Annotated in this window: 23 protein-coding genes and 1 pseudogene; 15 read left to right on the top strand and 9 right to left on the bottom strand. The window is 58.6% G+C overall.

Annotated features, from left to right (window positions below; genetic code table 11):
- Window positions 1-546: 546 nt before the first annotated feature.
- Window positions 547-1524, top strand: a complete 978-nt coding sequence (gene speB, locus FH08_RS0135310; RefSeq protein ID WP_031362856.1) for an agmatinase — start codon at window positions 547-549, stop codon at window positions 1522-1524.
- A 44-nt stretch (window positions 1525-1568) separates the two neighbouring features.
- Here speB and FH08_RS0135315 read toward each other — a convergent pair whose 3' ends face one another.
- Entirely contained in the window at window positions 1569-2492 is a 924-nt protein-coding gene (locus FH08_RS0135315) for a LysR family transcriptional regulator (protein WP_031362857.1), read from the bottom strand.
- Window positions 2493-2717: 225 nt separating this feature from the next.
- Between FH08_RS0135315 and FH08_RS0135320 the strand changes: the two genes are divergently transcribed.
- Entirely contained in the window at window positions 2718-3860 is a 1143-nt protein-coding gene (locus tag FH08_RS0135320; RefSeq protein ID WP_031362858.1) for a branched-chain amino acid ABC transporter substrate-binding protein, read from the top strand.
- Window positions 3861-3949: 89 nt separating this feature from the next.
- Here the strand turns inward: FH08_RS0135320 and FH08_RS0135325 are convergent, their stop codons facing one another.
- The 4 genes from FH08_RS0135325 to FH08_RS0135340 form a co-directional block, all read right to left on the bottom strand.
- The gene (locus tag FH08_RS0135325) at window positions 3950-4309 is read right to left on the bottom strand and encodes a hypothetical protein (RefSeq protein WP_031362859.1); all 360 of its coding nucleotides are present in this window, start codon (window positions 4307-4309) and stop codon (window positions 3950-3952) included.
- 9 nt (window positions 4310-4318) lie between these two features.
- Complete coding sequence (locus tag FH08_RS0135330; protein WP_031362860.1) at window positions 4319-4744, bottom strand: hypothetical protein; 426 nt, start codon at window positions 4742-4744, stop codon at window positions 4319-4321.
- Between the two features lie 198 nt (window positions 4745-4942).
- Window positions 4943-5458, bottom strand: a complete 516-nt coding sequence (locus FH08_RS0135335; RefSeq protein WP_031362861.1) for a hypothetical protein — start codon at window positions 5456-5458, stop codon at window positions 4943-4945.
- Between the two features lie 273 nt (window positions 5459-5731).
- A complete protein-coding gene (locus FH08_RS0135340) occupies window positions 5732-6493 on the bottom strand; it encodes a GntR family transcriptional regulator (RefSeq protein ID WP_031362862.1) in 762 nt (253 codons plus the stop codon).
- Window positions 6494-6561: 68 nt separating this feature from the next.
- Here FH08_RS0135340 and FH08_RS0135345 point away from each other — a divergent pair, with 68 nt between their 5' ends.
- Genes FH08_RS0135345 through FH08_RS0135355 form a run of 3 tightly spaced genes read left to right on the top strand, consistent with a single transcriptional unit; the run spans window position 6562 to window position 10257 of the window.
- Window positions 6562-7293, top strand: a complete 732-nt coding sequence (locus tag FH08_RS0135345; RefSeq protein ID WP_031362863.1) for an enoyl-CoA hydratase/isomerase family protein — start codon at window positions 6562-6564, stop codon at window positions 7291-7293.
- 47 nt (window positions 7294-7340) lie between these two features.
- Window positions 7341-8729: an MFS transporter gene (locus FH08_RS0135350; protein ID WP_031362864.1), complete on the top strand. Its 1389-nt coding sequence runs from the start codon at window positions 7341-7343 to the stop codon at window positions 8727-8729.
- Window positions 8730-8745: 16 nt separating this feature from the next.
- Window positions 8746-10257, top strand: a complete 1512-nt coding sequence (locus tag FH08_RS0135355; protein WP_031362865.1) for an aldehyde dehydrogenase — start codon at window positions 8746-8748, stop codon at window positions 10255-10257.
- A 127-nt stretch (window positions 10258-10384) separates the two neighbouring features.
- On the opposite strand, the gene FH08_RS0135360 is transcribed toward FH08_RS0135355, so the two are convergent.
- Entirely contained in the window at window positions 10385-11581 is a 1197-nt protein-coding gene (locus tag FH08_RS0135360; protein WP_031362866.1) for a helix-turn-helix transcriptional regulator, read from the bottom strand.
- A gap of 268 nt (window positions 11582-11849) precedes the next feature.
- Between FH08_RS0135360 and FH08_RS0135365 the strand changes: the two genes are divergently transcribed.
- The 8 genes and pseudogenes from FH08_RS0135365 (at window position 11850) to FH08_RS0135395 (ending at window position 18929) form a co-directional block, all read left to right on the top strand.
- On the top strand, window positions 11850-12743 hold the full coding sequence (locus FH08_RS0135365; RefSeq protein ID WP_031362867.1) for an amidohydrolase family protein: 894 nt from the start codon (window positions 11850-11852) through the stop codon (window positions 12741-12743).
- Between the two features lie 579 nt (window positions 12744-13322).
- Window positions 13323-14315: a hypothetical protein gene (locus FH08_RS0135370; protein WP_031362868.1), complete on the top strand. Its 993-nt coding sequence runs from the start codon at window positions 13323-13325 to the stop codon at window positions 14313-14315.
- A gap of 24 nt (window positions 14316-14339) precedes the next feature.
- A pseudogene (locus tag FH08_RS50830) lies at window positions 14340-14477 on the top strand (DNA-binding response regulator); the annotation flags it as partial.
- A 151-nt stretch (window positions 14478-14628) separates the two neighbouring features.
- The gene (locus FH08_RS0135375; RefSeq protein ID WP_035568269.1) at window positions 14629-16218 is read left to right on the top strand and encodes a class I adenylate-forming enzyme family protein; all 1590 of its coding nucleotides are present in this window, start codon (window positions 14629-14631) and stop codon (window positions 16216-16218) included.
- 153 nt (window positions 16219-16371) lie between these two features.
- A complete protein-coding gene (locus FH08_RS0135380) occupies window positions 16372-16926 on the top strand; it encodes a glycine zipper family protein (RefSeq protein WP_031362870.1) in 555 nt (184 codons plus the stop codon).
- 263 nt (window positions 16927-17189) lie between these two features.
- Window positions 17190-17519: an HdeA/HdeB family chaperone gene (locus FH08_RS0135385; RefSeq protein ID WP_031362871.1), complete on the top strand. Its 330-nt coding sequence runs from the start codon at window positions 17190-17192 to the stop codon at window positions 17517-17519.
- A gap of 63 nt (window positions 17520-17582) precedes the next feature.
- Window positions 17583-17786 carry a hypothetical protein gene (locus tag FH08_RS0135390; protein ID WP_031362872.1) on the top strand — a complete coding sequence of 68 codons (204 nt, stop codon included), beginning with the start codon at window positions 17583-17585 and terminating at the stop codon, window positions 17784-17786.
- Between the two features lie 381 nt (window positions 17787-18167).
- On the top strand, window positions 18168-18929 hold the full coding sequence (locus tag FH08_RS0135395) for a hypothetical protein (RefSeq protein WP_031362873.1): 762 nt from the start codon (window positions 18168-18170) through the stop codon (window positions 18927-18929).
- 84 nt (window positions 18930-19013) lie between these two features.
- Here FH08_RS0135395 and FH08_RS0135400 read toward each other — a convergent pair whose 3' ends face one another.
- The 3 genes from FH08_RS0135400 to FH08_RS0135410 all read right to left on the bottom strand — a co-directional run bounded on the left by FH08_RS0135400 (window position 19014) and on the right by FH08_RS0135410 (window position 20452).
- Window positions 19014-19406 (bottom strand): hypothetical protein, encoded by a 393-nt coding sequence (locus tag FH08_RS0135400; protein WP_031362874.1) that lies wholly within the window; start codon window positions 19404-19406, stop codon window positions 19014-19016.
- Between the two features lie 225 nt (window positions 19407-19631).
- A complete protein-coding gene (locus FH08_RS0135405; RefSeq protein WP_031362875.1) occupies window positions 19632-20138 on the bottom strand; it encodes a universal stress protein in 507 nt (168 codons plus the stop codon).
- A 128-nt stretch (window positions 20139-20266) separates the two neighbouring features.
- Window positions 20267-20452: a DUF3563 family protein gene (locus FH08_RS0135410; RefSeq protein ID WP_031362876.1), complete on the bottom strand. Its 186-nt coding sequence runs from the start codon at window positions 20450-20452 to the stop codon at window positions 20267-20269.
- 402 nt (window positions 20453-20854) lie between these two features.
- Here FH08_RS0135410 and FH08_RS0135415 point away from each other — a divergent pair, with 402 nt between their 5' ends.
- Window positions 20855-22624, top strand: a complete 1770-nt coding sequence (locus FH08_RS0135415; RefSeq protein WP_235210600.1) for a hypothetical protein — start codon at window positions 20855-20857, stop codon at window positions 22622-22624.
- A 617-nt stretch (window positions 22625-23241) separates the two neighbouring features.
- Window positions 23242-23784, top strand: a complete 543-nt coding sequence (tssB, locus tag FH08_RS0135420; protein WP_031362878.1) for a type VI secretion system contractile sheath small subunit — start codon at window positions 23242-23244, stop codon at window positions 23782-23784.
- Window position 23785: the final 1 nt, after the last annotated feature.

Raw genomic sequence — 23785 nt, forward strand, 5'->3', positions numbered from 1 at the left:
ATTCTGGACAATCAGACTTTTCCGAAAGGTTCGCATCGAAAGTTTTTCGTAATAGAGCGTCCCGGTCGCGGATTCAATCTTCGCGAAAAAGTTTCTGGCTTTGTCCGCAGGTCGATAGAAACGCATGCAATGAGCAGCGGCTGGCCATGCTTGATAAAAAGCCGGACCCGATACGAGGGGGACTCGACGCCGGCGGCCATCGATGCAACCAGCACCGTGGTGCCTGACACGTTAGGAAGTTCTGCTGCACGCGCAACACGCTGCCGTGAAAGCGCACGCCGCCATCTCGAGAGCATCAAGCGAATCCTGAACAAACACGATCCGGATTATTCACTTTAAATTCGCGAAATCGCTACGCTTTAACATCGCTTCGGACTATCCCGAAGTGTATTTCTTATTTTTGGTATTTTTCCGTTGAATTTGTTTGCCTAGACTCCGTTTCAGATGCATCAGCCGCGCCTGACAAAGGGCGTTGCTGCAGCCATGGAGAGAGCGGTGCCCGCACGTCGCACCTATCTGGACGAATAGAACAAAACGGAGACAATCATGTCTGAAAACAGCTACGAAACGGGTCGGCTCAATTTGCCGTTTGTGGGTATCTGCACGTTCGCAAAATCCCCGTTGTGTCTTGACTGGGACAAGATCGATGCGGACGTCGCGGTCATGGGTGCGCCCTTCGACTGCGGCACCCAGTGGCGCGCCGGGGCACGCTTCGGCCCGCGTTCGATTCGCGATGCGTCGACGCTGTTCTCGTTCGGCCACGGCGGCGCGTACGACTTCGAAGACGATGTTATTTATCTGCCTAGCGACGAAGTTCGTATAGTCGATATCGGCGATGCGGACATGGTGCACACCAACACTGAAAAGAGCCACGCAAACATCGAGTACGGCGTGCGCAAGATCCTGGCGGCGGGCGCGTTGCCGGTCGTGATGGGCGGTGATCACTCAATCAACATTCCGTGTATCAACGCGTTCGAAGGCCAGGAGCCGTTTCATATCGTTCACATCGACGCACACCTCGATTTCGTCGACGAGCGTCATGGTGTGCGATACGGCCATGGCAATCCGCTACGGCGCGCGGCAGAGAAAAACGTGGTGTCGGGCATGACGCAGATCGGCATTCGCAACGTGTCGTCGACTGCACGCGAAGGCTACGCTCAGGCTCGCGAGATGGGCTCCGACATTATTTCGGTGCGCGATCTCCGGCGCCTCGGCATTCAGGGCGTGCTGGAGCGCATCCCGAAGGGCGTGCGCTATTACCTGACGATTGATATTGACGGTTTCGATCCTTCGATCGCGCCTGGCACGGGCACACCGAGTCACGGCGGTCTGCTGTACTACGAAGGACTCGAACTGCTCGCTGGCCTCGCAGAGCAGGGCGACGTGATCGGCATCGACCTCGTGGAAGTGGCGCCCGACTACGACCATTCAGCCTCCACTTCAATTCTTGCGGCGCAATTGCTGCTGAACACCATCGGCCGTGTCATGCATCAACGCAAGGTCAAACGAAACCTTTCCCGCTGATCCACGCGTTATTCCACGCATTAATCCACACATTAATCCGCGCGCTATTTACCGCTTCGCATGGTGTGGTCCAGTTGCCGGGCTGCTGCCCGCAACTGCTTGCAAAAGGCCTGTACGACCCGTGCCGATTCACCCCCCTTGCGCGTGATGATCTGGAAGTCCAGATGGGTCGCGTAGTGCCCCGGATCGATGCGGGTCAACAAACCGCTGTCCACCCAAGGTTCGGCATAGTGCGGCGGCAGGAAGCCGATGTAGTTGCCGGACAGGATCAACATGGCCCGGCCTTCGACGTTATCGACGGAGGCCGCGGCTTCCGGCATGTGGAGCAACTTCAATTCCTGGCTGCCGAGATAGGCGCGGGCCGCCAGCCGCTGCTTGCTGAGCAGTGAAACAGGAACCCGACCGCTCGCCCGCTCGTGCAACGGATGGGTCGACGCACAGTAGAGCCCTTGTTCCTCACGATAGAGCGGCAAGTAATCGAGGCCAGGAATCTGCGCGGGGAACGGCCCCACGGCAAGATGCAGACGGCCGTCGAGCACGTGCTGCTCCATGCTGCCGGGCGTTTCGATCTGCACATGCAGGCGCACTTCCGGCGCCATCTGACCGAACTCTCGAATGGCTATTGGCAGAGGCGAGGACTTGTCGGTCAACGTCGCTTCGATCATGCCGAACCGCAGCACGCCGGACAGCTCATTGCGCAGTGCGCCGGCTTCCATTTGAAACGTGTCGACGGCCCCAAGCAGGCGTTGCGCGGCGGCGTGCAATTGCGCGCCTTCCTCGGTGAGCCGGAAACCGGCGCGTCCGCGTTCACATAGCCGCAGCCCGAGTCGCGTCTCCAGTTGCGACATATATTCGCTGATGCTCGATGCGCCGATGTTGAGAATGGGCTGCGCCGCGGCGAAACCACCGCATCGCACGATGGTTTCGAAGATCCGCAACAGCTTGAGATCCGTGTCCTGAACTTGCATCGTGCCGCCCCTTGTTACTTCGGGAATTGCCGAAATGTGTTCCATCAATCATGCATTTTATTGGGGAATTTGGCTACGCAGAATTGCTGTCAACCCCACTGCCCAGACCTCGGAAGAGGCGTCGCGGCGGACGGGGCCACGCGCTGTTTTCTGTGCCCACACTGATACGCTTCGCCCCTCGGCGACGACACGGTCTGGCACGCCACACGAGGTGAGGAGAGCATGATGAACAAGCCCTACGCAGGTGCAAGCTGGTTGACAGCAGTCGCTTTGAGCATGATCTCCCTGAGCGCGACGGCCGGTGATCAGGTCGTCAAGATCGGTTTGACGGGGCCATTGACCGGCGCGCAGGCCGCCATTGGCAAGGACGACGAAAACGGGGTGAGAATGGCGATCGAGCGGCTGAATGCCGAGGGTCTCGTGATCGGCGGCCAGAAGACGCGCTTTGAACTGGTCTCACAGGATGACGCCGCCGACCCGCGCACCGGCATGACGGTCGCACAAAGCCTGGTGGACGCGAACGTCAAGGTTATTTTCGGGCCCTTCAATTCCGGCGTCGCGATTCCGATTTCGAACCTCGTGAACGTGTCTGGCATTGTGATGGCGACCGTCGCGTCGAACCCCTCGATCACGCAGCATGGCTATCCGTTCGTGTTTCGCATCTCCGCCAGCGATACGCAACTTGGCAGCCGGATGGGGGAGTTTGCAGCAAGGGTGCTGAAGGTCAAACGTATTGCCGTGATCGACGATCGCACTGCGTACGGCCAGGGCGTCGCCGACGAGTTCATCAACGCGGCTAAAGCCAACGGCATCGAGATCGTCGATCGCGAATATACGACCGACAAGGCGACCGACTTCGTCTCCATCCTTACGCACGTCAAGGGCTCGAACGCCGAAGGGATTTTCTATGGTGGTTACTACGCTCAGGCTGGCGCACTGCGCAAGCAGATGAAGCGCCTCGCAATGAATGGCTACCTGCTGGGCGGCGACGCAATGTGCAATGCCGAACTGGCGAAACTTGGCGGCGACGCGGTCGACACGCGCGTGTATTGCCCGCAAGGCGGCCCCGTTCTCGATCAGACACCGGAAGGGCGGCGGTTCAAGGCAGACTACAAGCAACGCTTTAATACCGATCCACTGACCTATAGCGCTGCCTTGTACGATGGCGTGAACATCGTCGCGCAAGCGATGACGAAGGCCAATTCGATCGAACCGGCCCAATACCGCACCGCGCTGGCGAACATGGATGCTCGCGGTGTTTCCGGCCACTACCAGTTCGACAAGAATCGCGATCTCACGGATTCTCCTATCACCATTTATAACTATCGAAATGGAGAGCCGACGCCCCTTGCGTCTGCACAACCCTAGGCTTACGGCAGTCGCGCCGCTTGCGCGACTATACGGTAGCTTTCCATCAGGTTTGAGCGTTGGACGAGCGGCGCGCTTGCGGACGATTTCTAGATCAACGCATGCCGCCGGCCGATCATGGTTAATAACGCTGGCCACTCGTCAACTTGGGCGTTGTCATGCACTTCTTCCAACTCTGTCAGCAGTTCGATGATCGTTTCATCGTAGACGTTGACATCAGACGCGTACAGCGCCTGCAGGAGCGCGCCGTCGCAAGTGTTTTGATAGTAGGAGATGCCCACTCCTTCTATTTCCGGGCGATACACTTCATCGTGAATGAGTGATCCAATTGCGCATTGGCGGTCGTTGTCGCCATGCAGCCGGCAGGTCCCGTTTTCGTCTTCTGAAACAGCCTGCTGCGTCAGCAGGTGGGCGCTAACGCGTGCGTATATTTCCTTGGCGTTTAACATGGAGGTAACTCACGCGGCGTGCTCGAGAAGGGCGTCGGAAAGGGCAAATTGGCGTGCGATCGATCCCAGACGATCTCGCCACTCCCATTTGCCGAAGACATCGTGGACGTTTTGCAGGCAACTGAGTAACTCGACAGTTGTCGGATCGTACACGTTGATCCGTGAACGCAATAACGCGCGTTTGAGCGCTGCGACGCCCACGTCCATGTAAGCCGGCACAGAGCGCACGGACGCCCCAATGTAGCGCACAGGTACGCCTTCCATAGCGGTCATGTGATCTCGGGCGGCAATGAAATTGCCCACCGGGCATCCCCCGCAATACCCACGGTATGCGCCGCCTCCATGCGGTAATAGCACAGCGTGGCCTTGGGTGAACAGGTGAAGCGCGGCTTTATCGAAAATCTCTTGGTGAGAGAGAAAGTGCGAGGTTTTCATGATCGGCCCCTTTGGTCGGCATGCGGTGGATATCCGATATCCTTAGTATGTATATCGGCGCCATGAGAACCGGCCGATATGCTGACTAACCCGATATCGCAAGGCGGGGATGTTCGAATTCGAGCGGGGTGCTACAGGGGCTCGGGAATCGCTGGCATGAGAATCGAGGCCTGCGAAAGGGCAAGGGTTGCCATCTCTCTACGCTGGGACTACACAAGCCGGCGATTCGCAGCGCTGTTTCAGCACTCTCATGTACGTCGAGGCAAGGTTCGGCATCCCACCGTCTTCTAACACCTGAGATAGTCGCCGCGCTGCCGCCTCAATTGTGCGGAGAGCTAATGTTGTCAGTTGGGCATCATGCTGACGCAGCATTTTCTCGACGTAGTGAGCGTGCTCGGACTTCAACGTCCATTCGCCCGCCATTTTTGCATGGGCAACACTCGCCTTGATCGTCAGTTCTGCGGCAACACAGGTCTCGAGCGAATCCTGGTCCGCGTCCATGCCGCATATGAAGTAGGTTAGATAGGCGGTTTGCAACAAGTCGCCAGCAATCTCGGCATGGCCGAAACCCTGGCGCATCGCGACCAGCGCCAAATGATTGCGCAGCGACGCAGCCCGGAAGGCAGCCGCCGACATTGGCAGGAGATCGGACCGCCTCAGCTGTTGCCGCTTGGCCGTTCTTCCATTGCTCGAGTGGGTGCCGGTTTTGCTCATTATCGATTCCTATGCTAGCCGTCGGAATGCAAGCCTGCGTGCGCCTAATTGCTTGCGACAGGTAAGTTTAGCGGGCACCGACAAATGCGATCGAACGAACTAGGGACGTTTAGCGCCTCTATTTGGTCGAATGCCGGTCGGCCTGCGGAACGTATCGATGAGTTCGCGAAACCCAGATGCCTACATTCGGTAAGCACGGGTCAAGTTTCATGCGGGTTGGGGGACTCGACGCGGAGTGACGAAACCGCTGATCTCCTGTTTTCGACTTTCCCCTCAATCACCCTCAGTTTCTTTAAGGACTGCGGTCGCCGCTTCGCAAGCGCCGCGCAATTGCTCACGCATCAGGTCCTGAACGCGTTTGTCGCCGGTGGAGATTGCGTCCTTGATCTTCACGGCCTGTTCAAACGATGCACGCATGCGCCCGCCGCGCGCCATCGCAATGCGTCGCAATCGACGCACGGGGCCCATGAGGCTCGCGTGCGTCGCCTGCAGCGTACGGTTGTCGGCGAGGGTCATCACGATTGAATAAAATCGGTCGAGCGCATCGACATAGGCCGCGGGATCATCGGCTGCTACGTTCGCGCGCATCTCGCCTATGACGTCTTCCAATTGAGCGCGCCCGAGCGTCGTGATGTTCTGTGCACAAAGCTGGACCGCAAGGCACTCGAGCGCGGTTCGCACCGTGTAGATCTCCGCCACGTCACGCAGCGTGACCGACCGCACGAATGCGCCAACACGCGCCACCACCGTCACGAGACCCTCGCGTTCAAGCTGTGCGAACGCTTCACGCATTGGCGTGCGGCTAACGTTCAGCTGCTTCGCGACCTGCACCTCCGACAACCGGCTTCCCGGCGCCAGCACGCCTTCCACAATCGCTTCCCGCAACGCCGGGACCACCACGCCGTCGCTGAGCGAATCGCTGGATGCGTCGACCATGCGCATCTTCGAGTGATATTTGCGTCCGATCGTCTCGAGCGCCTGCTCCGGCGCCTCGATGAGATTTGCCGTTTGAGCGCGTTTCGTTGCAGAGGCCATTGACTTTCCGTTATCCAGTGAATACGCTGTATACAGCTTATACAGGCGATTATACAACAGGAGGCTGCTTGGATCATGCGCGCTTGCCGGACCCGGTCGTCATCGATCGATCGGGTGAAGTTCTGACCTTTACCCTGAACAATGCCGAAGCCGGCAATGAAGTCACCGCGCCGATGTTCGACGCGATGATCGCAGCTCTCCGCAGCGAAGCGACCGTGCCCACGGCGCGCGTGCTGCGTATCCGCGCACGCGGTGACGTGTTCTGCACGGGGCGCGAGCGCGCCGGCACGGACGCGGTGTCCATTCATCGCGAAGTATCGCGCCTGATCGAGTTGAAGCGGTTATTGCGGGCGTCTTCCATGATCACGATTGCCGAAGTGCAGGGCAACGCGTTCGGCTTCGGCTTTGGTCTAGCGATCCTGTGCGACTTCACGCTGGTATCTAGCAGCGCGAAGCTTGCCTTTCCGGAGATGCGCAAGGGCTTGCCACCTGCCGCGATCATGGCCTACCTTGGCCGCTACACCTTGCCCAAGCAAGTGTTCCCGATGGTTCTTTTCGGCGATGCAATCACGCCCGAGGCGGCATTGAATGCCGGGCTCGTGACCCGAGTTTGTCCGCCCGATACGCTGCAAGCCGAAGCCGATGCACTCGCGGATCGAATCCTCACACTCGACGATACCGGCGCGCGCCAGTGCAAGTCCTTCTTCCAGGCGACCGAGGAAAGTTCGCTCGAACATAACTTCCGATGCGCGACGGAAACGCTGACGGTCTCGGCGTTGCGACTGATGGCGCTGAAGTAGTCGCTCATGTATTACGACAAACCCACGAAGGTTTGCAGGAGACGCAAATGAATGTGAATGCAGGCGCACGTCTGGACCGGTTGCCGGTATCGGGCTTCCACAAGCGCATCATGTCGCTGATCGGGATCGGCATGTTCTTCGATGGCTTCGATATCTACGTAGCCTCCACGGTCCTCGGCGCCACGTTGCAAAGCGGCTTTTCGACGCTCGGCCAGAATGCGCTGTTCGTATCGCTGACATTCCTCGGGATGATGCTCGGCTCGCTGGCCACAGGTTTCCTTGGTGATCGATTTGGCCGTCGTTTTACGTACCAGACCAATCTCATGATCTTCGGCATTGCGTCGCTGGGCGCTGCGATGGCGCCGAACATGCTGGTCCTGATCGCGTTCCGGTTTGTGATGGGACTCGGGCTTGGCGCGGAAAACGTCGTTGGATATTCCACGCTCACCGAGTTCGCGCCGCCTGCTTCACGCGGCAAGATGCAGGGATTGATGGCCGTGTTCGTCGTCTCGGGATTGCCCGTAGCGGGACTGATCGGACTCGTGCTGATTCCTGCGATGGGCTGGCGAGCCATGTTCGTGCTTGGTGGAATTGGCGCACTTGGCGTCTGGTATGCGCGAAAGTCGTTGCCGGAGTCGCCGCGCTGGCTCGAGTCGGTAGGTCGTCATCAGGATGCCGAAGCGATTCTTTCGAAGATCGAGAGCGAGGTAAAGGCCGAACACGGTGGCACGTTGCCCGCGCCATCGCCCAAGCCCTCGGTTGCGCCATCGCGTGCGCTGGGCTCGCTTTTTACGGGCGCAATGCTGCCGCGCATGATTGTTGGCTGCGTGACGCTGGTGGTGATCAATACCTTGTTATACGGCTTCGTGACGTGGTTGCCGACGTTTTTCGTCCATCAAGGATTCAGCATTGCAAAGTCGTTTGGCTACGCGCTCGTGATGTCGCTCGGTGCGCCTATTGGCTCGGGCATCGGTGCCCTGACTGCCGACAGGTGGGGTCGCAAGCCGACCATCATCGGCGCGTCGATCCTCGCCATTATCTTCGGTGCGATCTATCCGTTTGTGAGCAACCCGATCATGTTGCCGGCCGTCGGCTTGCTGCTGGTGATCCCTATTTATGTGCTTGTCGCGTTGCTGTTCGCGATCTACGTGCCCGAGCTGTTTCCGACTGAAGTACGCCTGCGTGCATCGGGCATCTGCAACACCCTCGGTCGAGGGGCGACGATCGTCACGCCGTTCATTGTGGTGGCGCTCTTCGGACATTACGGCGTAGTCGGCGTGCTTGCGTTGATGATCGGCTTGCTGGCAATTCAAATTGTGGTGGTGGCATGGCTTGGCGTCGAGCCGACCGGTCAGCGCCTGGAAGACATTCAGCCGACGGACGCGCCCGCGCGTCTTGATATCGGCGCTGATACGCGGGTTTCCCCGCTCAAGTAAACACGGAGAAAGCAAGATGGATGCAGTGAACAAGCAGTTCCTGAGTGCGCAGTTGTTTATTGACGGGAAGTTCGTCGATGCGGCGTCGGGCGAGACCATGGACATCATCAATCCTGCCGATGGTGCAGTGATCGGCTCGTTGTCGAAGGCGTCGGCGGAGGACGTAGGCCGTGCCGTGCAATGCGCGCACGATGCATTTGAAAGCGGTGTTTGGCGCGATATGCCGTTTACGCAACGCTCTCGTATCCTGAACCGTTTCGCCGATCTGTTCGAAGCGGACCTGGAGAATTTCTACAAGCTGGAGACGCTCAACAATGGCCGGCCGATCGTTGAGACGCGCGCGCAGATTTCGCGCTTGCCGCAGTTTTATCGATACTTCGCGGCGCTTGCACTCACACGCCGTAGCGACGTGATCCCGATCGAAGGTCCGTATCTCTGCTACACGCAGCGCGTGCCGCTGGGTGTTTGCGCGCTGATGACGTCGTTCAATCATCCGTTGATGATTTTATCAAAGAGCCTCGCGCCGGCGCTCGCAACGGGAAATAGCGTCGTGATCAAGGCGTCGGAGCAGACCCCGCTCACCACGGTGCGGCTGGTCGCGTTATTGCAGCAGGCGGGTGTTCCTGACGGCGTGGTGAACGTGATCAACGGCGAGGGCAAGGAAGCGGGCGCTGCGTTGGCTCGGCATCCGCTGATCGCCAAGGTCGTGTTCACCGGTGGTACGGAAGTGGGCCGATCCATCGGCGAGGCGGCGGCGCAGACGTTTGCGCTGACAACGCTCGAACTGGGCGGCAAGGGCGCAGTGATCCTGTTCGACGACATGGACATCGATCGCGCGGTGAACGGCGCGGCGTTCGCGGCGTTTATCGGCGCCGGACAGACTTGCGTGTGCGGTGCGCGCCTGCTTGTGCACGAGTCCATCTACGAAAAGTTCCTCGATAAATTCCGCGCGAAGGTCGAGGCAATTCGCGTGGGGAACCCCGCCGATCTCAACACGCAACTGGGCCCGGTGATCTCCGAGCGTTCGCGTACGCGCATCCTGGACATGCTGGAACGGGGGATTAAGGACGGTGCGAAGCTGCTTGCAGGCGGCGGTATTCCGGCACATCTGAAGGAGGGATTTTATCTCAAGCCTACCGCGTTCTACGATGTCGATCCGAAATCGGAATTGGGGCAGGGCGAGGTGTTCGGTCCCGTCACCGTGATCATGCCGTTCAAGGACGAAGCGGACGCGCTGCGCATTGCCAACGACACGCAGTTCGGCCTCGCGGCTTCTGTCTGGACAATGGACGTGGCGCGTGCTCATCGCGTGGCGAGCAAGCTGGTGTTCGGCATGGTCTGGATCAACGATCACCATCGGCTGGATCCGGCTTCGCCTTGGGGCGGCTTCAAGAATAGCGGCGTGGGACGGGAAACCGGGATCGAATCCTTCGATCAATTCAGCGAGCCGCGCGCGGTGACCGTTAATACGAGCGGCACCACGGTCGACTGGTACGCCGACGATGGTCAGCTGAAGCGACTCAACTGAAGCGACTGCGGCAGGTACCTCATCCGTCGCGTTCAGTGGCATCGTCTCGCCCGACTGGTGTGCGCCAGTGAACGCTCGACAGGTGCTCGGGCATGTTGACCCTATCCTCATGCCGCAGCACGGTTGATCACAACGGAGCAGGTAGCATCGCGGAACTGATTGCGATGACGCGTTCCAGATCACGCAAGTTGCTCGTGTTGGTCTTGCGCAGGATGGCCTTGACCTGGCTTCGGATCGTCTCAGACGATACACACCTCGTCCTTGCAACGTCCTCGGCGGTCGCGCCTCCGCCAAATGAAAGCGCGACGGCCGCCTCGGCTTTTGTAAGCCCATACAGGTCGCACATCAGACCAGGGTGCGGCAACGAAGGATGGTTCAAATGGCGCGCAACGATCATCGCAGTGCCTGGCTGGATGCGACAGCCGGTTCCGGTTCCCGTTCCCGTTCCAGTACCTGGGCCGGAAAGGAAGTAAGTCATGGCAGGAGAGACGAGGACGGCGAGCGAGGCTCGGCTCGCAGGTTCGTCGCGCGTATTGCGCATCCTTAGCGCACATCCGGAACCGCCTTTTGCGACTGCGGCAACGAGCTGGCTCAATCTTGAATGATCGTCTGGGTGGCGTGCCGAAAGCGTTGTGCTTCCCGGGCTCGGGTCCGGCCCGGCCCGGCTCACCGTCATGCCACACACCCCGTTCGTTAGTGCGACTGCTGCTGCGTTCGCGTGTTTGACGCGCATATTCCCGTCTACAACCATAACGGCTATCGAAAGGGCATCCAGCGCGCCGGCGCCAAGCCTGGATGCATCCGGCTCGAACCGCTTGCGCAACTGAAGCGCGCGTTGCAAGTGCGGCATGAGCGACTGCAGCGTATGCCGGTCGCGCTCGTCGAACGGTCCTGCCGCGACGTCGCGCGTAAATGCGATCGACACAGCCGTTTCCGCGCTTAGCAATCCGCCAATCATGTGCCGGAAACCGGCGTGGCGTCCGAAGTCGTTATAAAACTCGCTGTTCAAAAACTCACGATCCGGCACGATATCTTCGCCGCGCACGACCCGCCCGATAGGAGCGAAACCGCTACGAATCGCGTTTTCCGCTTCCACGCGCCAGGGAGAGATGTCCCGGTAGTAATGGCGAACCCGCTCATCGTAAGTGCCGGGCTCCAGGAAGACGTTGTGTTCTCTACCGTTCGCAGCGGGAAGAACCAGGCTGGCTTGCTGGGCTCCCGTCAGCGTGACAATCTGGCGTGCGACCTCCGGCCAGCTCGCGCCTTCAGCCAGCGCGGCCGCATAGATAAGGTCGATAAGATCCGCAAGCTCGGACTGCGGCACCTTGGCCTCCGACAAACGGGAGTGGGAATGTCGACGAGAAATGATATCCCGGTAGAGAAACTAGTTTAGTCAATTCAACGGATATCGTCAGATGCGATGCAGTTATAAAACGACAATTAGATAAATACTGTGGTGCGCGCGTCTGCTCTTAACGGGAATCTAATTCTGCTAGCGAACAATGCATGTGCTGGCGCGCAGCGTACGGGTTTGCGGACCGTATCAAGGCGCCGTCCGACGCAATTCTCAAAGCCAACAGTCCTGTGTTCACATGCCTCAACAACAAAAGTTTATCGATGCCCATTTGCGCCTGAAGAGGGACACGGCGACTACGCTTGAATCAGTCGAAACGCCTCTGCTGATGCAACGCTTTGCGGGCGACCTGGTCAATGGAAATCGTCCTGAGGACTCTCCTCGCGAGAGGCGGGACTACCATCTCGACGGATTGATCTGCACCGGGAAGATTCCTTTTTCTCCTGATGGGGCGAGCGCGCAAATACGGCATTGGGAACAGGCGCACGGGTTACGCCATGCCTTCGTCGCTCAAGTCGATCTGCTCGATCCGGACATCGAAAAAACACTGGCTTGCTACGCTGGCATGGACCGCATCACGGGCGTGCGCCAGCTGATGGCCTGGGATCAAGTACGCCGGACATACCGTCCAGGAAGCATCAACTTGCTGATCGATCCATTCTGGCGAAAGCGGCTTGAACTGTTGAAACGACATGACTTCAGGTTCGGTGTCGAGGTCCTTGCCTATCAGTTACCGGCTCTTGTCTCCGTCGTTCGGAAATATCCGGAGATCGGCTTCACGATTGAACCGATGGGCTGGCCGCTGAATGGCGATCCGGAAAACTACGTTCGATGGAAACGCGGGCTCGTTGACCTGGCCGATTGCGACAACGTGCGAGTGGACGTCTCCGCGCTGGAGCGCGTGTTTGGCGTGCGCTGGTCGTTCGAGCTTGCAAGCACATGGATCACTACAGTCATAGAAACGATGGGCGTATCGCGGTGCATGTTCGCCAGTCACATGACGGCGTCCGAAGCGGCATCCGGGTTTGCGCAGATGCTAGCGCGCTACAACCGGCTCACGCAGCAACTTTCCGAATCCGAGGCGGATAGCTTGTTTTATCGTGTGGCAGACCTCTGGTTCCGTCCGAAGTAAGCGCTTCAAATAAAAATACACGCGCGAAAGTAACGGCTTCCGCCGCATTTTTTATCAACGCCTGAATCAAGGGCAGAGCCGGTGCCGTTATCACCAATTTTGGGGATGATTGGCAGGAACTCGGCAGACATACTCCCGCTACGTTTTAACGTCGTTGCGCATGTCAGGTCGAGGCTGCTGTTGGCTTATTGTCCGCGTAATTGCCAGTTGCGTAAAACCAGTCGTTTTTATCCCCATTTTTGGTGATGGAAATCGCGCCGGTGTTCAGCAGAATTCACCCACGCGAAATTCGACGCACCTTGAATCCCAAGTGGTCCTTCTTCAACGTGCGGGCGGTGTGCCGGTCCGGATTTTCTTATCCAGCGCCAGCCGCTTTCCGTGTATGCCGCCGTCCAACAGCACGGCTTCCACTAATACAGGTACAGGTCTCAAATGAAATTGCTTTCATCTATTCCGCGCTCGTCTGCCGTTGCTAAATTTGTTGTGATTGGCTGCTTGGCTGGACTTCTGGGTGCTTGCGGAGGCGGCGGTTCCCAAGGTTCGTCCAATCAACCTTCCCCACCGCCGGCGACGCAACCAGTGGTCAATATCTTCGCCGGCGTCGTGGGTGCAACGGGCGCTGTCAACGGAACGACTGGTACCGCGCAGTTCAACGCTCCGCAAGGTCTGGCGACCGACGCCGCAGGCGATGTCTTTATCGCCGATACAGCCAACTACACCATACGCAAGGTGAGCAACGGGGTGGTGTCGACTTTCGCGGGCACGCCGGGTCAGGCGGGTAGCGCGGACGGCCCGGGTAATGTTGCCAATGGCGCGCTGTTTGCCGGTCCGTGGATGATCGCCTCAGACCGTGCCGGAAACCTCTACGTGACAGATCAGGGCAGCAACGGAGCAGGCGCCGTCATCCGGAAGATTACTCCCGCGGCTCAGGTGACGACGCTCACTAATGCCGCCACGGGCACAGCAATCCAGACTGACGGCGGTGGTGCGATCGCAGTAGACAGCAATTCGAATGTGTACGTCTTCACGTCTACGCCGACGCAGCCCAGCGTACTCGAGCAGATCACACCTGCCGGCCAGGTGAACCTGATCTCGCTGACCGCAATGTTGGGCGGGGCGCCGATGGCGTTGGTGAATCCGCAGGCTATCGCGATCGATTCGGCCAACAACATCTATGTGTCGGACGATGACCTGAACGAGGATGCAGGCGCACTCTACAAGATCACGCTGACCGGCACGAACGGGGTCGTGACCACGCTTGCCGGTTCCACTGCGGTCTCGGGCGCAACAGACGGTCCCGGGAACGTCGCAAGCTTCAACGGTCTCGATGCACTCGCTCTGGACGGGGCGGGCAACGTATTCGCGAGCGACTATAACAACGGCACGATTCGCGAAATATCGCCAGCTGGCGTTGTCAGCACGCTGGCGGGGATTCCAGGCCAGAACGGCCTCGTCACGGGTCCGCTTCCCGCGCCGCTGCCGGACATCGGCGCATTGTTGTTGTTCGGGCAGTCGCTTTATGCCAGCGATCTCGACGACAACGTCATTCTCTCGATCAGTCCGGTGCAGTAAGCGGCCTCTGCTTGTTCAACCCATTTATACGGCTGGGGTAAAGAGGTGGAAAGCAATGCAGTCGACGTGCTGATTCACTCGATGCGCAAGAGGTTCGGGCAATCGTTGATCCGAAATATACGGGGTCTCGGCTGGACCGTGAGTACTCCGTCGGTCAGCTAATTCGGTCAGCTAATCCCGCGCTCATTCTGCGCTCATTTTTCCCGTACATCATGCGTTGAACGCAAGAGCGGGATTGGCTTGCGATAACGCGCAGGCTGACAGCCAAACCCACAGCAATGCCCACCCCATCATTCACCAAGGAGGATCGATCATGAAAAATGACAGCGAAACAACAGAGCGGCTTTATGTCGATGCATTACTCGACCAGTTTGGAATACGGCCGGATAAACCCGTGCTGCGTTATCTTCATGCTGACGTGACCGGCGGCGCGCTGCGTCGCTCGATCTTCCGCTACGCACGTGCGCTCCAGGCACTCGGTATTGGCCGGGGCTCTCTGCTCGCATTGCTCGCACCCAATTGTCCCGATGCACTCGCCATCCGCTACTCGGCGAATCTTCTTGGCGCCGCGACGCTGTTCATGCCTGCGCTCGCGAAGCGCGATCAACTCAGTGCACTGCTTGCCAGAATCCAGCCCACGCTCCTGGTCGTGTTCGGAGAAACAGAGCATCTCGTCCCTGACGGCGTGACTGTGCGCGTCGTGCCAGTGGATTTCGACATGGATACTTTTCGGCTGGACCGGCTTGCCGCAACACAGTCGGATCGGCCCTTGCACAGCCGTGCCATGGCCGATGATCTCGCGGTAATCGTATCGTCCGGTGGCACGACAGGCATGCCGAAATGCAGCCGGCGATCTTTCGCGGCGTATTCGGCAATGGTCAGGGCAGAGAAGGCAGAAGACAAGCGGCAACTGGTCAATGGAGCGCTCGCATACATTTCACAAGTACTCGTGGACTCGACCTTGATCGGTGGAGGCACGGTCGTGCTCGAGCGCCAATACGACGCTGCCGCGACGCTCTCGATGATCGAGTCGGAACGCATCACCGACTTGCTGCTGGTTGAGCCGCAGCTTTTCGAAACGATGGATCATCCGGACGCACGCTGGCGCGATCTGTCATCGTTGCGTTCGATTGCACACATCGGCGGCTCGGCGCCCGCGGTTCTGCGACAACGCGCAATCAAGCGTTTCGGCCCGGTGCTCAAGCATATGTACGGCGCGAGCGAGGCGGGTCTGGTGAGCGTGCTTGCAACGCCTTCGTACGAGCCGACCATCGATATGTCATTCGGCGCAGGGCGCATTGTGGATGGCGTCGAGGTACGCATCCGCCGCGCAGACGAACGATTCGCGGATGTCGGCGAGATTGGCAACATCGAGGTGAGGTCGTGCTGTGTGGCGCAGGGCTACTACAGGCAGCCGGAAGCGGAGTCACACAAGTTTCGCAACGGCTGGTGCCGGATGGGCGACACCGGTTTCATCGACGAGGATGGCCACCTGCATGTTTTCGGGCGCGCGTCCGATGTTGCGGTAATCGACGGTGTTTGCATCAGCCCGACCAAGATCGAGGAAATCCTCTGCTGGCTGCCTGACGTACGGTATGCCGCGGCGTATGCACCAGGAAACGGTTCAGCGGCCTATACATGGAACGCGTTGGTTGAGCCATGGGCAGGAAGACGCGTAGAGGTTGCGCGCTGCGCAAGCATTCTCGAATCAGTGTTCGGCACTTCCATTGCGAACCGGGTGAACATTATCCCGGTCGATCGCGTGCCACAAACCGAACAGGGCAAAGTGGACCGCATGGCGATTGAAGCGGTTCTTCAGGATGGGCTGCGTAATAGAACGCGACGGATCGAGTTCGATCCGCAATCGCGTCGGCAGGCAAGCCTGGTCGACGCATCAATGTGATTCACGCCGTCGAGCGATGGGCATCGCGGCCCACGCTTGCCGGCTACGGTTCAACCCGCATTACATCGTCGTCATGCGTCGCGGCCTGCGAAGTAATTCAGCGCTAATTCTTCGACGTCACCATGGCATCTGTGTACTCACTGGATATCTAACATCATGAAACGTTTACAACTCGTGTGCGTGGCCACACCTCTATGCCTGATCGCCCTCTCATTGACCGGGTGCGCCGTCATTCCTCCCAGCGGCCCGACCGTGGTCGCGTTGCCCCCCAAGGGAGAGTCGCTGAGCAAATTCCAGCAGGAAGATTACGCCTGCAGGGATTATGCGTTCCGCTCTGACAACGCATCGCAACCAGCGGCAGCGGCGACCAATGACGGTCTGCGCACCGGGGCGATCGGCACCGTAGGCGGTGCCGCGGCAGGCGCGCTTTTGGGCGCGGCAGCAGGCGATGCAGGTATTGGCGCGGCGATCGGCGCGGGCGCCGGCTTGCTGTTTGGCAGCGCCGTGGGTTCCAACGGCGCTCAGGCCACCTCGGAGAGTTTGCAAGCCCGCTACGACGCCGCCTATTCGCAATGCATGGCGTCCAAGGGAAATGAAATCACGCACCCGGCCGTCTATTCGACCGCGCCCATGTACGCACCGCCGCCCGTCATGGCGCCTACGCCGGTCGTCTATGGTTATCCGCAACCTGCTTTCGGCTACTGGTAATACGGACGACGCCCCCGGTCGATGGCGGCGACATAATTTTTCCCTAACTCAGCGCTTATACGATGTATCCAGTCGATGCACACCGGCACTTGCGGTGAACACCACCTGACAAGTTTCAATTTGCAGCAAGCGTACCCGATTCGAAAGGGTACTTACCATCAGCCCGGGCATTCACTCTCGAAGCCGGGCGTATTGATTTATCAACAAGCAGGACCCTGCCGCCGCGAAGGCGGAAAGACCCGCAACATTATCTGGAGAATGTTATGAAACACCTTGTTATTGCGACCGTCGTGTTGGCCAGCGTATGTGTGTCCTCCGTTGCTTTTGCACAATCAGCAAAGCCAGTCACGCCCGCACAAATGAGCTGCTCGGATTTCCTTGCCGTGGACGATGCCTATAAACCCGCGCTCGTCTATTGGGTCTCAGGCGTCGACAAGCTAGGCGTGAAGGAAACCGTGACGACAGTCGTCGATGTTGGAACTCCGGTAGCCATGGTAGTTGGCGAGTGCAAGCAGACGCCGAAGGCGCCGTTCGCGAGCAAAGTCCACGACCTGTACAAGAGCGGTCGAATGACGCTGTTCAGCCACAGCTGAGCGTCGCCGCTCCAATTTTTCCGCTTGTATTTTAGTGAACCATTTCTGGAAGGATGATAAACCATGAAGATCAGCTATCCTCATCAAGTAGAATTGATTAACGCGTCAAAGTTCGGCATCGAGCATGTCGAAATGATGATCGAAAAGTTGAAAACGGAATGTCCCGATGCGTTCCATACGGACAGTACCCTGGTAAAGCGTAGGTTCCATCATAAGCCGACCTCTGACACGCCTTGTCGTGGCTTCGTCGCCGATCGGGATTCGTGAGTGTGTCGGGATAGCTGGCTGCTGGCAGCCAGCTATCCGCCCGCGCTCGCTGGCGAGTGGCACCACGGCGCAAGAAGCCGCATTTCCTGAAATTTCTTGAATCCGGTGGTTGATCTCTACCCCTCTACGTAACGCTTGCTCACAAACAATCACCGCACCTAAGGTCCGCGTGGCCTGCATGCGGGGCGACCTCGAAATCCCCATCGCCATACCTGATGCGGCCCGGTGGAACACCGGACTAGCCGCCTATTTGAACCCGCCAGATCGGATGCCGGATACCGCAAGTCTCTTGCGCGCTCATTCCTATCATCTGCAGCATGATTGCCGCGGCGGCTCGACCTGAATCACCCAGCCCACGCGATCGAAGGAAACCGTTTCCACATGGATCACTATGTCTTTTCCGCCATTGTGCTTCTGCTCATTCTTTTGGGAGCAGCGCTTGGATCACGCGTACGCGCAAGACTCGCAGATCACCATTTCTCGGAAGACTCGCTTGCCGCGATGCGTATTGCGGTTGGTCTCGTAGCAACGCTGTCGGCGTTAGTGCTCAGCCTGCTGATTTCGTCGGGAAAGTCCTCGCTCGACCTAGTCAACACCGCGCTCCAGCATAATAGTGTCGCCATGATCCAGCTGGACCGAAATTTGTCCCAGTTTGGCCCATCGGCCGAAGGTCTGCGCGTCGACATCAAGAGCGACTATGCGCGATGGATTGCCTTCCTGTTTTCCAACGAAAGGGGAACGACTGCGGAGGCGGAATCGCGAGAAGTCCTCGCGAGTACCTATGATATTCAGGGGCGCATTTTTGCTTTGCAGACCCTCGGCCCTTCGCAGGAAAAACTCCGTGACCATGCGATGGAACTGTGGGACAACATATTTGCGGGTCGATGGTTTGCACTCGAACACAGGAGGGGCTCGATTCCAACCCCTCTCATTGCGATTCTGATTGGATGGCTGGTTGTGATATTCGGCATATTCGGCTTCAGTGCGCCAAGAAACTGGAGCATGTGCGTCGTATTTCTTCTTTGCGCCTTATCGGCCACAACCGCCGTGTTTGTGGTGCTCGACCTCGACACGCCATTTCAGGGAATGGTTAACGTGTCGAAGACGCCGATGATGGATGCGCTCAAGTTCATAGGACGATAACTTGAACTTGAGGTAGGGCGCCGACTCGAAAACGAGTTGCTGGAGCCGGCGCCGCTCGCTCAGGCGAGCAGAATGCGCCTGAATTCAATGCGCCGGAATTTGCCACGCGTCGCGCAGCAGCCTCAGGAAGTCGGCTTCCCGATCACAGTGGCTACGGTCCGCCATGACGGCCTCATTGCACAGGTCGATGATGTCTCGACGCAGTTGCCGGTCGTGCACATCAGCCGCCAGCCAGGCGAGTGTCGCGGGATCGACCTGACATACGTCGTTCCAGCTCAGATACCCGGAGCGCGTCAGGTCTTCGTAAAGCGTTTGCACGATGGAGAGCAAACGGCTGCGATTCAACGACAGCCGGCTTTCCATGCCGCAGCGATCGAGCGCCTCAAGTTCCGTGAGGCCAAGGTGTCCATCGGAAAGCAGGCATGCGGCCAGGATACGGCCCGCGGCCTCAGGACTGTTGCGGTGATAGTGTCGCATTCTCTACTCCTTGTTATCTCGGCAAGAATGGCCCGGTGATATGGACTCTGAAATGATCCAGATGAGTCACCGTGAAAATTCGATTCACCCTATTTATTCTTTAGATAAGGATAACGAATTTATTGATGTGTCATGCCGAGGATTGGATTGATCGTTAAATGAATCTTGGGGAATCGCGTGGTCGCCGCTCAGCGGCGAATGTCGCGATCGATGCCGGCGCCCGGACTATCGGGCGTCAGCGGCCGACGCCTCTGCCCAGCGTGATGCGGCGCGACGCGTCGAGCCGCCAATGACTTTGCTGGAGACAATCTGAATCGGCGTGTTCGTATGGCGCCGTACCTCCGATGCAACGTCTGCGCTCAGCCAGTGCCACCAGCCCGATTTCCGCTCGCCGAGAAGAATCAGATCGACACCCGACGTGTCAGCGGCAGAGGCGATCGCCTGGCCGACCGTTTGACCCGCTATCGGCAGCGTGACCATACGGGTTTCGGCGGGACGTGAATGGTCGTCAAGCACATTGGCCGCTTGCGTGACGATTTCTCGTCCATGTGTTTCCAGCAACTGGACGGCGAGTCCGAAGTCGTAGTCCATTGGCCCCATCCAGCAGGGCGCGGGGTCGACCACGTGCAGCACTGAAATGTGTGCATCGTATTTTTTGGCGATGTCGATGGCCGATTCCAATACTGTATCGACCGAGCTTGCACTAACCGCAACTAGAATCCTTGTGAACATTCTGGGTGCCTCTTTGTAGTGGAACAGTGGACCACTGCGGACTGTGCCGTTCGTGATCCATGGCCGTATCATCACGCGGCAGAGTGAGAACAAAATTAGCGCGTCATGCCTTGCGAATAACCTCGAAATCAAACATGCCAGTCACGCGGCGCGCCATTCGAATACAAACTGATCGGCTGGTGATTCATCTCGAAGGCGTGTATGCGACGTTCGAGATCGACGAAGTCGACTGACTCCCCCAGATAAGCCTCGCGTTTCTGTTCTTCAGTAGTGGAGAAAAATTCATTCAGCGTATTAGCGAATTTTGCAAACATGATGCACTCCCGTCAGTGATTCGATTGATGGCGGACCGTCGGTCCACCTCGTCGCGACGATTTGCAGGCAATTGGAATGAGCCGTTAAACAGGGTGCCGCTCGTCGATGGAGTGCATCGTAGGCCTGAAGAATGAGCGGAAAATGAGCGACGCGTGCGGTTGAAAAACATCGGCCAGGAGGGCGATTAGCCTCCCAGTGACGCTCGGCGGATAGCCTGTGAGACTTGAATTTCCCACTAAAGTCCGCCGCGCGCGCGCCGTTAACTACTTGACGGCATTTCGGCGGACGCATAAGAGCTCGGTGTAGAAGTTCACTTACCTTATTTGACGAAATAGGGTTCGATACTAGGATAAGCCGTTGAATCGGCGACAGGGGATCTGGATATGGGCGCAAAAGGACCGTTGGCCGTTGTCAATGCAACCGAGTGGATCCGGCGCACGGCGCTGACACTCAGTTCGCGAAGCGCGAGCACGCGCCGGGTCGATGCTGCGTACACCGCCTGGTGCACCGCGCGCTTCGACCAGCTCAAGGCCGCCACCCTGCGCGACGCGCTCGACGACTACGTGGCAGAGAAGGGCGGTGTCTGGTCCCGAGTACCACGCAACACCGAAAGCGGCGGCCTGATGGAATACATATTCCGGGAGGCAACAGCCGTTGCACCGCCCCGGCCGTCGGCCGCAGCCGCACGCAGCAAAATCCAGACGTTTGATATCCCGCACTCGCGCTACGGTGTGCTTTACCTCCTGGGTAATATCGACATCGACATGAACTGCTTCACCGTCGCCATGGAGGGCGTAGCGGTGGTGGGCGGCGCAGTCGGATCGGGATTCGCGACCAACATGCAACATCTGAACAGCGCCACGCAGGGCGTCCGGCATGTCGCGGTGGCTGGGCACCAGGTGTCTGCCCAGGCGATCTCCAGGGGCGCCGCGACGGCCGTCAAACTGGTGCCCAAGGCAGGCAAGACGATCGACTCGACTTTCGGCCTCAGCGACCCCAATGGCCGCGAGCGGTTATGGTCGCCCACAGGCACCGTCAGGCCCGGCATGGATAACGCCGAAAGCTCGGTTGTAAAGTCCAAGGTGACCTGGACCTACCCGGTGACCCAGGCCGGCTTTGAAATGATCAAGGACGATCCAGCCTTGTTCCTCAACCCTTGGGTGCTGCCCGCGACCTTGGTCGGCACGGCGTTTGTCACCATTACTGAAACGCTTAACAACTTGCGCCGCGAGATAGACAGCGCCGTCACGTGGGCCTTCGAAAAAATCAAGAATGCCTTGCTCGGCTCGTCGGCCGGCACGTTCAACCTGGCCGGCAGCGTCGTCCGTTCGCTGATCAAGATTGTCGTCACACAGTGCCTCGCCAGCGCGGCGCCTTTTATTGGTGCTGCCATGGACATTGGCGCGGGCATCGTCAAGACCTTGCGCGCGGCAGCGGAAAAGGTCGGCGCCTGGCTGCAACGGCGACGCATCGAACTGAACCCCGGACACCCGGAGCTGATTGCCGCGGCGCTCGAGGGCGAAATGGAATCGGGCATCTTCCAGGGTCTGTGGACCACGCTGAAAGGGGTGATTTCCATGGCGCTGAACTCATTCCTGCCCGGCGCCGGCAGCCTCGTGTCGGCGATTGTCACAGGCGTCGAGTGGTTGGTGAAGTTCACCTTCCGCTTGTGGGAGCAAAGCAAGATCAAGGCGTTTCTCGTCAAGGCACGCGAGTTCTATCTGGCGGAGCGGGAGCTCGCCACGCGCGATCCGGGCCCGCGCGGCCTGGAGTTCCAGCCGAATATGGATCCCACCCGAGGCGGCATTATTCACGACCTGGAGAAGTTCAAGGCATTCTTCCAGGAAGGTTGCGACGCCAGCCCGCTGATCCCGATGCTCACGCTCAATACCGGGATTTGCGGCAGCCTGATGACCCTCGTTAACTTGTTCAGGGACGAGGAGAAAACGGGTCGCGAGGTGGTTGATCGAGCGACCTACGACAGTGGCGTGGCCTATTTTTCCCGGCTGAAGGGCTTCGGCGCGCGGTATTTGCAGACTGCCGGCTTCAAATTCCAGGCACGTCAAACAGATACACGCGGTGCCATTCAAGGCCTGCTCGATCACGCCGTGCACCACCACGGCAACGATACGATGGCCGGCAAGGCCGCGGCGTTCATTGCGGCAACTTAGGCACAGTCCAGCTCGAATGCGCGCCTGCTTGAGAAGCGTGCACGCTGTTCTGCCCAGGCGCCGGTAGGACCTCGCATCGCAAAGTGGCGACTCGCCGTTCGTCCACAGACGTTCGCCAGCCCGATGCGAGGGCCGTTCCCGCCCGACACTCGTCCGTCCTTGACCGACAGAATTCACTCCTTTCGTTTTAACCGCGAATTAGACCTTATAGCTCTTCCTGCCGCTTAGGCATGCTGACTACAAAACGAGCGTGCTTAAAGCCAATTTTATGATTGTCATAAAGCAGCGATATTTTATAAGACAAATAGCCGCACAAGTCTTTGTATTAATTAGATGAATGATCTAACTTGATATTGATAAGACAAATAACTCAATCCGAAAATACTGTCTGTAAAGCCCCGTCATAGGGACTAACCCGAAACCTGAGGAAAAGGTCTAAAGAACCGAACCCCCCCGGCCGATATACGTATGAGGGCTTTTAGCGGCGTTCGCGCGCGCCCGTCCTCGTACTGCGATTCCTGCGTGTTCTACCCCGAATTACCTGATTTTCCGGTCGCCTTCGAATCTGGGCGAGCGGGCGGTTTCCTCAATGCCTCGAGCTTCCCTGGGAGATACGTATGTCCAATAGTTTGCAGAAGTGGGTCGGGCGCAATCGTCCGCCGCGTGTCCAGATCACCTATGACGTGGAAATCGGCGACGCAATTGAAAAGCGTGAATTGCCGATGGTCGTCGGCCTGCTCGCCGATTTGTCGGGCCAACCGGCAGAGCCTCTGCCCAAGCTGAAAGAACGCAGGCTGGTCGAAATCGATCGCGACAACTTCGACGAGATCATGAGCAAGATCGCACCGCGCCTCGACCTGTCGGTTCCCGACACGATGAAAGGCGAAGGCAACCTCAAGGTCGAACTGAACTTCGCCAAGTTCGGTGATTTCCATCCGGAAGCGATCGTTCAGCAAGTTCCGCGTTTGGCCAAGCTGCTCGAAGCCCGTCAGCAACTGCGTGACCTGCTTGCCAAGCTCGACGGTAACGACGAGCTCGACCTGATGCTGGAACGCATCGTCCAAAACTCGGAGGAGCTGAAGAAAGTTCAAAGCCAGGCTCACGCCGGGGACAAGCCGGTGGCCGTAGTTGCCGCCGACGAAGCCGCACCCGCCGCTTAAA

It is taken from the genome of Caballeronia sordidicola, assembly GCF_000729995.1.
Lineage (GTDB): Bacteria > Pseudomonadota > Gammaproteobacteria > Burkholderiales > Burkholderiaceae > Caballeronia > Caballeronia sordidicola_A.